At 69.9% G+C, this 10,277-nt stretch carries 2 pseudogenes; one reads left to right on the top strand and one right to left on the bottom strand.

Annotation, left to right across the window (positions count from 1 at the left end):
• Window positions 1–10,098: pseudogene (locus tag A5646_RS04200) on the top strand (amino acid adenylation domain-containing protein); the annotation flags it as partial.
• 45 nt (window positions 10,099–10,143) lie between these two features.
• Here A5646_RS04200 and A5646_RS30345 read toward each other — a convergent pair.
• Window positions 10,144–10,272 (bottom strand): annotated as a pseudogene (locus A5646_RS30345) (hypothetical protein); the annotation flags it as partial.
• Window positions 10,273–10,277: the final 5 nt, after the last annotated feature.

Raw genomic sequence — 10,277 nt, 5'->3', positions numbered from 1 at the left:
CGGCTCGTCTCGGCCGTGAATACCGAACTGGACGCCGACCTCACCGTCCGATCCCTGTTCGAGGCACCCACCGTCGCACAACTCGCGCCCCACGTGCAGGCCGGCGCCGCCCGCACCGACCGCTTGGTGCCCGCCGAACGGCCGGCGCTGGTGCCCTTGTCGTTCGCCCAGTCGCGCTTGTGGTTCATCGACCAGTTCCAGGGCCCATCGCCGGTGTACAACATGGCGGTCGCCCTGAAGCTGAGCGGGCCGGTGGATGCCGAGGTGATGGGCGCCGCCCTAGCCGACGTGGTGGGCCGCCACGAAAGCCTGCGGACCCTGTTCCTCGCGCCCGAAGGCACGCCGCAACAGGCGGTCGTCCCGCCCGAGCGCAGCGAAGTCGGCTGGCAGGTCGTCGACGCCACCCGGTGGCCGGCCTCCTGGCTGGCGGAGGCCACCCACGAGGCGGCACGATACACCTTCGATCTAACCAGCGAATTGCCCTTGCGGGCATGGCTTTTCCACACCGGCGACGATGAACACGTCCTGGTGGCAGTGGTACACCATATCGCCGCGGACGGGTGGTCGCTGGCGCCGCTGGTGCGTGACCTCGGGACGGCCTATGCCAGCAGGTCGTCCGGACGAGCCCCGCAGTGGGCGCCGCTGCCGGTCCAATACGTGGACTACACGCTGTGGCAGCGCGCCCAATTCGGCGACCTCGACGACCCGGACAGCCCCATCACCAGGCAGCTCGCCTACTGGGAACAAGCCCTAGCCGGGCTACCGGAACGTGTTGAGCTACCCACCGACCGGCCGTATCCCTTGGTGGCCGATTACCGTGGGGCCGGCCTGGCCGTGCAGTGGCCGGCCGACCTTCAGCAACAGATCGCCGACCTGGCGCAAGCCCACCACGTGACCAGTTTCATGGTCGTGCAGGCCGGCCTTGCCGTGCTGCTGTCCAGCCTGAGCGCGAGTTCCGATGTGGCGGTGGGCTTTCCGATCGCGGGCCGGCGCGACCCGGCCCTGGACGACGTCGTCGGTTTCTTCGTCAACACCCTGGTGCTCCGCGTGGACCTCGGCGGCGATCCCAGCGTCGCCGAACTGTTGGCCCGGGTACGGCAGCGCAGCCTGGCGGCCTACGAACACCAGGACGTGCCCTTCGAAGTGCTCGTCGAACGGCTCAACCCCACCCGGAACCTCGCCCACCACCCGCTGGTCCAGGTGATGTTGGCCTGGCAGAACAACCAACCCGTCGACCTGAATCTGGGCGATATACAGGTCACGCCGCTGCCCCTGGAGACCCAGGTCGCCCGGATGGATCTGGTCTTCTCGCTCGCCGAACATTGGGGAGAGGACGGCCGGCCCGCCGGCATCACCGGAACGGTGGAGTTCCGCACCGACGTCTTCGACGCGCCCAGCATCGAGACGATGATCGCCCGACTGCGGCAGGTGCTTTCGGCCATGACCGCCGATCCCGCCCGGGCGCTGTCGACGATCGGCGTCCTCGCCGAGTCGGAGCGCGACCGCCTCGATGCGATCGGCAACCGCGCGGTGTTGACCCAGCCGGTGACCGGTCCGGTGTCCATCCCGGCACTCTTCGACGAACAGGTGACTCACGCGCCCGCGGCGGTGGCGATCACCTGCGGTCGACGGTCGTGGACCTATCGCGAGGTCGATGCGTCGGCTAACCAGTTGGCGCGCATACTGATTGGCCGCGGCGCGGGCCCCGGCCAGCGGGTGGCGGTGGCGATGCCCCGGTCGGCCGGGGCGATCGTGGCGATCATGGCAGTGCTGAAGACCGGCGCGGCCTACGTACCGATCGACCCGGCGCTACCGTCGGCCCGCATCGAATTCATGCTCACCGATGCCGCACCGATCGCGACGGTCAGCACTGCCGAGATCCGCGCGGATCTGCCCCGGTGCGGACCGGTCATCGACATCGACGACCCCGCCGTGCGCGTCCAACCCACCACGGGATTGCCGGCGCCGGCGGCGGACAACGTCGCGTACGTCATTTACACCTCGGGGACCACGGGCGCCCCCAAGGGTGTCGCGGTGACCCACCACAATGTCACCCAACTGTTGCTGTCGCTGGATCCCGAACTGGGTCTGGGGCGGGTGTGGAGCCACTGTCATTCCCTGGCCTTCGATTTCTCCGTATGGGAACTCTTCGGGCCGCTGCTGCGCGGCGGACGCCTCGTCGTCGTCCCCGATCAGGTGGTCCGGTCTCCGGAAGACCTGCGCGCCTTGCTGATTGCCGAAGGTGTCGAGGTGTTGAGCCAGACCCCGTCGGCGGTGGCGGCACTGGCGACCGACGGCCTGGAATCGGTGGCGCTGATCGTCGGCGGCGAACCGTGTTCCGTCGAGGTGATGGATCGGTGGGCGCGCGGACGGGTGATGATCAACCAATACGGCCCGACGGAGACCACCATGTATGCGGCGATGACCGCGCCGCTGACGGCGGATCTCGATGTGGTGCCGATCGGTTCGCCGGTGCCCGGCGCCGCGCTGTTCGTGCTGGACCACTGGTTGCGTCCGGTGCCGCCCGGCGTGGTGGGGGAGTTGTACATCGCGGGCCGTGGGGTTGCCGCCGGTTATCTGGGCCGCGCCGGTTTGACAGCATCGCGGTTCGTGGCCTGCCCGTTCGGTGGGCCCGGCGCGCGCATGTATCGCACCGGCGACCTGGTGCGGTGGGGCGCCGACGAGCAGCTCGAGTACCTCGGGCGCGCCGACGAACAGGTCAAGATCCGTGGCTACCGCATCGAGCTCGGTGAAATACACTCCGCGCTCACCGAATTGGACGGCGTCGAGCAGGCCGCGGTGATCGCCCGCGAAGACCACTCCGCGACCGTGCGGCTGGTGGGGTATGTCACCGGGACGGCGGACCCGACCGAAGTGCGGTCGCGGCTCGCCGAGCGGTTGCCGGCCTACATGGTGCCGGCCGCCGTCGTGACGCTCGACGCGCTGCCGCTGACCGTCAACGGCAAACTCGATACCCGCGCCCTGCCCGCCCCAAATTACGGCTCGGACGCCTACCGCGCCCCGGCCGACGCGATCGAGGAGATCCTGGCCGGCATCTACGCCCAGGCCCTCGGGCTTGAGCGGGTCGGCGTGGACGATTCGTTCTTCGACCTGGGCGGCGACAGCATCCTGTCGATGCAGGTGGTCGCCCGGGCCCGCGCCGCCGGCGTAATGTGCCGGCCGCGTGATGTTTTCGTGGAACAGACGGTGTCCCGGCTGGCGCGGGTCGTCACACTGGTCTCCGCAGCAGCCGATGCCGCCGATGACGGGACGGGGCCGGTGGTGGCCACCCCGATCATGCGGTGGCTGCAGAACATGGACGGCCCCATCGAGCAGTTCAACCAGACGCTGGTGCTGGCGGCGCCGGCGGGCGTGGGTCAGGCCGACATACCGGTGCTGCTGCAGGCGCTGCTGGACCGGCATCCCATGCTGCGGCTCTGCGTCGACGACGACGGCGCGGGCGACTGGTCCCTGCACGTGCCCGAGGTGGGTGCGGTGGACGCCTGCGCCTGCTTGCGGACCGTGGATGTGCTCTCCGATGCGGCGCTCAGCCAGGCGCGGTCCCGACTGAACCCCGGCGCCGGCGTGCTGCTGAGCGCGGTATGGGCCTGCGCGACAAACCAATTGGCATTGATCATTCACCACCTGGCCGTCGACGCCGTGTCCTGGCGGACGCTGGTCGAGGACATCAACATCGCCTGGGCACAGCACCGCAGCGGCCAGCCGATCGAACTGCCCGCAGGCGGGACCTCGTTCGCCCGGTGGTCGTCGCTGCTGGCCGACCACGCCCGCAGCGCGGCGGTGCTCGACCAGGCAGACGCCTGGCGGCGCATCGAGCAGACACCGGCGCTGTTGCCGGCGGCGCGGCCCGAGGACACCTACGCGACCGCGGGGCAGTTGTCGGCGTCGCTGGACGTCGAGACGACCCGGTCGTTGCTGGGAGAGGTGCCCGCGGCGTTCCACGCCGGGGTGCAGGACATCCTGCTGATCGCCTTCGGGATGGCGATCGCCGAATTCTCCGGCACGGCGAACCCCATCGGCATCGACATCGAGGGCCACGGGCGCGGCGAAGAGCTGGGCCCGAACGTCGATCTGTCCCGCACCGTGGGCTGGTTCACCACCAAACATCCGGTGGCCCTGGACATCCCCGGCCTGGACTGGGGACGAGTGAGGGCCGGTGACGCCGCGGTGAGCGCGGTGATCAAGGACGCCAAGGAGCAACTGCGCGCCCTGCCGAACGGTGTGACCTACGGGCTGTTGCGCTACCTGAATCCCGAAGTGGCACTGGCTGGTTCGGATCCGGACATCGGGTTCAACTATCTGGGTCGCCTCGGCGGTGGAACCGCCGGGTTGTCCGACGAGTTGTGGCGGCCGAGCCCGAACAGTCCGTCGTTGAGTGCGGCGGCCGCGGCGCTGGCGCTGCCGTTGCCGCACACGCTGGAGCTCAATGCGGGCACCATGGAGACCGACGACGGTCCCGAGTTGCTGGCGAACTGGACGTGGGCACCCTCGGCGCTGACGCGTGGTGAGGCAAAGCGACTGAGCCGGTTGTGGTTTGAGGCACTGGCCAGCATCTGCGCGCTGGTCCGGCGCGGCGGCGGCGGCTTGACCCCGTCGGACATCGCCCCCGCCAGGCTCAGTCAGCAGCAGATCGACCAACTCGAGCGGCAATACGACGTCGCCGATATCCTGCCGCTGACCCCGCTGCAGCAGGGACTGCTGTTCCATGCGACCGCCGGCCAGGGCGACGCCGACGTGTACGCCGTCCAGCTGAATATCACGCTGCGGGGCGCCCTCGATTCGCACCGACTGCAGCGCGCCCTGGATACCGTCGTCACCCGCCACCCCAACCTGGCCGCCCGATTCTCTTCTGACTTCGGCGATCCCGTGCAGATCATCCCCGGCGCTGCCGACCTCGCCTATCAGCATGTCGAGATCCGGGGCGGCGACGTCGAGGAACAGGTCCAGCGGCTTTGCACCGCCGAGCGGGTCGCGGCGCGAAAGCTCGGTGCGGATCCGCCGTTGCGGGCCGCGCTGATCCGCACCGCGGATCACGAACACCGGTTCCTCCTCACCGTCCACCACATCGTGATGGACGGCTGGTCGCTTCCGATCCTGCTGCAAGAGATCTTCGCCTGCTACTACGGCTCGCGATTGCCGACGGCGCTGCCGTACCGCGGGTTCGTCACCTGGCTGGCCGATCGGGACGTCGCCGCCGCCCGCCAGGCCTGGCGCGCTGCGCTCGACGGTTTCGACACCCCCACCATGGTGGGCCCGGCGGGCCGAATCGGGCTGGGTCCGCGCGCCGTGGCGACCCTGCAATTGACGGCCGAAACCACCAGTGCGCTAGGCGAACTCGCGCGCTCCTGTCGCACCACCGTCAACACCGTGCTGCAGGCGGCGTGGGCGCAGCTGCTGATGTGGCAGACCGGTCAACGCGACGTCGCCTTCGGCACCGCCGTCTCGGGCCGCCCGGCCGATCTGCCCGGCGCGGAATCCATGGTGGGTCTGCTGATCAACACCGTGCCGGTGCGCGCGCGCGTCACCGCGGCGAGTACCGTCGCCGACTTGCTGGGCCAGCTGCAACGTGCCCACAATGACACCCTCGAGCACCAGCACCTGGCGCTCAACGAGATTCACCGCATCACCGGGCATGACCAGCTGTTCGACAGCTTGCTCGTATACGAGAACTATCCGGTCGACGCCACGACGTTGTCGGCCGTCCACGACCTGACCGTCACCGAATTCACCAGCCACGAATACAACCACTACCCGCTGTCGCTGCAGGCCGTGCCCGGTGAAGAGCTGCGCCTGCGGGTCGAATTCGACACCGACGTGTTCGACCCGGCCCACATCGACACGCTGACCGCGCGGTTACACCGGCTGCTGGTCGCCATGACCGCCGATCCGGCCCGGCCGTTGCTGTCCGTGGACGCGCTCGACGGCGGGGAACACGCGCGGCTTGCCGACTGGGGGAATCGGGCGGCGTTGACCGGGGGCGCGGCCACACCGCCGTCACTGCCCGCGCTGTTCGCCACCCAGGTGACCCGCAGGCCCGACGCGATCGCGGTGACCTGCGAGGGTCGCACGATGACCTATCGCGCGCTCGACGAGGCGTCGAACCGCCTGGCGCACTTGTTGGTTGACCAGGGCGTCGGGCCGGGATATGTTGTGGCGCTGCTGTTTTCCCGATCGGCCGAGGCGATCGTGGCCATCCTGGCGACCCTGAAGGCCGGGGCGGCCTACCTGCCCATCGACCTGGGGCTCCCGCCGGCCCGGATCGGATTCATGATCGATGACACCGCACCGACCGTCGCGCTCAGCACGACGGGCCTGCGCTCGCGCCTGGCCGGGTCCGGACTGCCGGTCATAGACATCGACGCCGCCGCCGTCCACGATCACTCCGGCACCGCGTTGCCGGCGCCGGCATCCGACAACGTCGCGTACATCATCTACACCTCGGGCACCACCGGCGTCCCGAAAGGCGTTGCCGTCACTCATCGCAACGTCGCCCAACTCCTGGAATCGCTGCACGCCGCGCTGCCCGGAGCCGGCGTGTGGTCGCAGTGCCATTCCTACGGCTTCGACGTGTCGATCCAGGAAATCTGGGGCGCCCTGGCCGGCGGCGGCCGCCTGGTGATCGTGCCCGAGCAGGTGACGCGCTCGCCGGACGAACTGCACGCCATGCTGATCGCCGAAAGCGTCACCGTGCTCAGCCAAACGCCATCGGCGCTGGCGGCTCTGTCACCGCAAGGTCTGCATACCGCGCTGATCATCGGCGGTGAACCCTGCCCGGCGGCATTGGCCGGCCAGTGGGCCCCGGGCCGGGTGATGATCAACGCCTACGGGCCCACCGAAACCACGGTGGATGTGGTGCTCAGTGCGCCGCTCGCCGCCGACACCGGAGCGCCACCGCTCGGCTCGCCGGTGGCCGGGGCCGCGCTGTTCGTGCTGGACGCGTGGCTGCGGCCGGTGCCCGCCGGCGTGGTCGGCGAGCTGTACGTGGCCGGCGCCGGGGTGGCCGTCGGCTATCCGTGCCGCGCCGGTCTGACCGCATCCCGGTTCGTAGCCTGCCCGTTCGGCGGGACCGGGACGCGCATGTATCGCACCGGGGATCTGGTGCGTTGGGGCGCGGACGGTCAGCTGCACTACGCCGGGCGCGCCGACGGGCAGGTCAAGATCCGTGGCCATCGCATCGAGCTCGGTGAAGTACACAGCGCCCTAGGGCAATTGGACGGCGTCACGCAGTCGGCGGTGATCGCCCGTGAGGACCGGCCGGGCGAGAAGCGGCTCGTCGCCTACCACACCGGCACCGCCGACCCGGCCGAGATCCGCGCCCAGCTGGCCGCGCGGCTACCCGCCTACATGGTCCCGTCCGCGGTGGTGGCCATCGAGGCAATGCCGTTGACGCCCAACGGCAAAATCGACGCCCGCGCCCTCCCGGCACCCGACTACACCGCCGGTGATTATCGGGCCCCGGCCACCCCGGTCGAGGAAATCCTGGCCGGCATTTACGCCCGGGTGCTGGGGCTCGAGCGGGTCGGGGTGGACGATTCGTTCTTCGATCTGGGCGGCGACTCGCTGTCGGCGATGCGGGCGATCGCCACGATCAACACCACGCTGGACGCCGGCATCGGGGTGCGGATGTTGTTCGAGGCGCCCACCGTTGGCGAGTTGGCCGCACGCGTCGGCGCGGGCGGGGGCAGGCTCGACGGACTCATAGCGCACCAACGGCCGGCGGTGCTGCCGTTGTCGTTCGCCCAGTCGCGGTTGTGGTTCATCGACCAGCTGCATGGCCCCTCACCGGTGTACAACATGGCCGCGGCGCTGCGGTTGAGCGGACGCCTGGACGCCACCGCGCTCGCGGTGGCACTGCGAGACGTGGTGGCACGCCACGAGAGCCTGCGCACGGTGTTCACCGCCGTCGAGGGCACACCGCAGCAGGTGGTGTTGCCCCCCGAGCGGGCCGACGTCCCATGGCAAGATGTCGACGCCACGGGCTGGTCACCCGCCCGCCTGGAGGACGCCATCCGCCACACGGCGCGGCACACGTTCGACCTGGCAACCGAAATCCCCTTGTGTGCCAAACTTTTCCGCCTCGGTGTTGAGGAGCACGTCCTGGTGGCCGTGGTGCACCACATCGCCGCGGACGGGGGTTCGCTGCCGCCGCTGGTGCGCGATCTGGCGCTGTCCTACGCCAGCCGTGCGGCCGGACAGGCCCCGGACTGGACGCCGCTGCCGGTGCAGTATGCCGACTACACGCTATGGCAGCGCGCGCAATTCGGCGATCTGGAAGATCCGGACAGCCCGATCGCGAAGCAACTGGCGTATTGGGAACGGGCGCTGGCCGGGCTGCCCGAGCGGCTGGAGCTGCCCACCGATCGGCCCTATCCGGCGGTCGCCGACTACCGCGGGGCCAGCGTGGCGGTGGAGTGGCCAGCGGAGTTGCAGCAGCGGGTGCGGGCGGTGGCCGACGCGCACAACGCGACGAGCTTCATGGTGGTGCAGGCCGCCCTGGCGGTGTTGCTGGCCAAGATCAGCGCGAGTTCGGATGTGGCGGTGGGCTTTCCGATCGCCGGGCGGCGCGATCCGGCCCTGGACGACGTGGTGGGCTTCTTCGTCAACACCCTGGTGCTGCGGGTCGACGTCGGTGCGGACCCGACCATCGCCGAACTACTCGCCCAGGTTCGCCGGCGCAGCCTGGCCGCCTACGAGCACCAGGACGTGCCCTTCGAGGCGCTGGTCGAGCGGCTCAACCCGACCCGCAGCCTGGCGCATCATCCGCTGGTGCAGGTCATGCTGGCCTGGCAGAACCACGAGCCGACCGACCTGAGCCTCGGTGACCTGCGGGTCACCCCGCTGCCGGTCGACACCCGCACCGCCCGAACCGACTTGGCGTGGTCGCTGGCCGAACGCTGGACTCGGGACGGCCGGCCCGCCGGGATCGGCGGCGCGGTGGAATTCCGCACCGACGTGTTCGACACCGCCACCGTGCAAACGCTGATCGAGCGCTTGCGGCGGGTGGTGGCGGCGATGACGGCCGACCCCGCCCGGCGACTGTCGTCGATCGATCTGCTCGACGACGACGAGCACGCGCGCCTCCACGCCATCGGTAACCGCGCGGCGCTGTCGCGGCAGGCCAGCGGGCCGTCCTCGATTCCGGCGCTGTTCGCCGCTCAGGTGGCCCGCGACCCGCTGGCGGTGGCGCTGACGTGGGGCGGCCTGTCGATGAGCTATCGCGAGCTCGACGCGGCCGCGAACCGGTTGGCGCACCGGCTCATTGACGAAGGATGCGGACCCGGGCAATGCGTGGCGGTCCTGATGGAGCGCTCGGCGCACGCCGTCGTCGCCATCCTCGCGGTGCTCAAGACCGGCGCGGCGTACCTGCCGATCGACCCCGCCATGCCGCAACAGCGCATCGGATTCATGCTCACCGACGCCGCGCCCGTCGCCGCCGTCACCACGACGAACCTGCGGTCGCGGCTCGACGGATGCGGCGTCGCAATCATCGACGTCGCCGGGCCCGCCGTGCACACCCGGCCCGGCAGCGCCTTGACCGCGCCCGAACCCGCCGACATCGCCTACCTCATCTACACCTCCGGCACCACCGGGACCCCGAAGGGCGTCACGGTCACCCACGGCAACGTCACCGCACTGCTGGCCTCGATGAACGGCCGGCTGACGCCGCCGACCGGAGTGTGGAGCCAGTGCCATTCGCTGGCCTTCGACTTCTCGGTGTGGGAGATCTTCGGGGCGCTGCTGTCGGGCGGACGGCTGCTGATCGTCCCCGACGACGTCGTGCGCTCACCGGAAGACCTGCGGGCCTTGCTGATTGACGAAGACGTCAGCGTGCTGAGCCAGACCCCGTCGGCCTTCTTCGCGCTACAGGGCGCCGACGCGTCGCGGTCAACGCATCAGTTCACCCCGCGCACCGTGGTGTTCGGCGGCGAAGCGCTGCTTCCCCAGCGGCTGGGCAAGTGGTTGCACAACCACCCGCACCGCCCGCGGCTGATCAACATGTACGGCATCACCGAGACGACGGTGCACGCCTCCTGCCGGAAGATCTGCGACGCGGACATCGACGGCCACCCCGGACCCGGCCACGTACAGTTCGCCGGGCACACCGGCGGGCGCCGGGCACAGCCACGGGTCCAGGACGAAAAACGCCAAATGCGCCAACGGTTTTCCGATGGGACTGACGTGGCCGTCGATGTCCGCGTCGCAGATCTTCCGGCAGGAGGCGTGCACCGTCGTCTCGGTGATGCCGTACATGTTGA

The organism is Mycobacterium sp. 1245499.0, from assembly GCF_001673615.1.
Lineage (GTDB): Bacteria > Actinomycetota > Actinomycetes > Mycobacteriales > Mycobacteriaceae > Mycobacterium > Mycobacterium europaeum_A.
The sequence above is the reverse complement of the archived record's forward strand: the minus strand, read 5'-3'. Positions and strand labels throughout refer to the sequence as shown.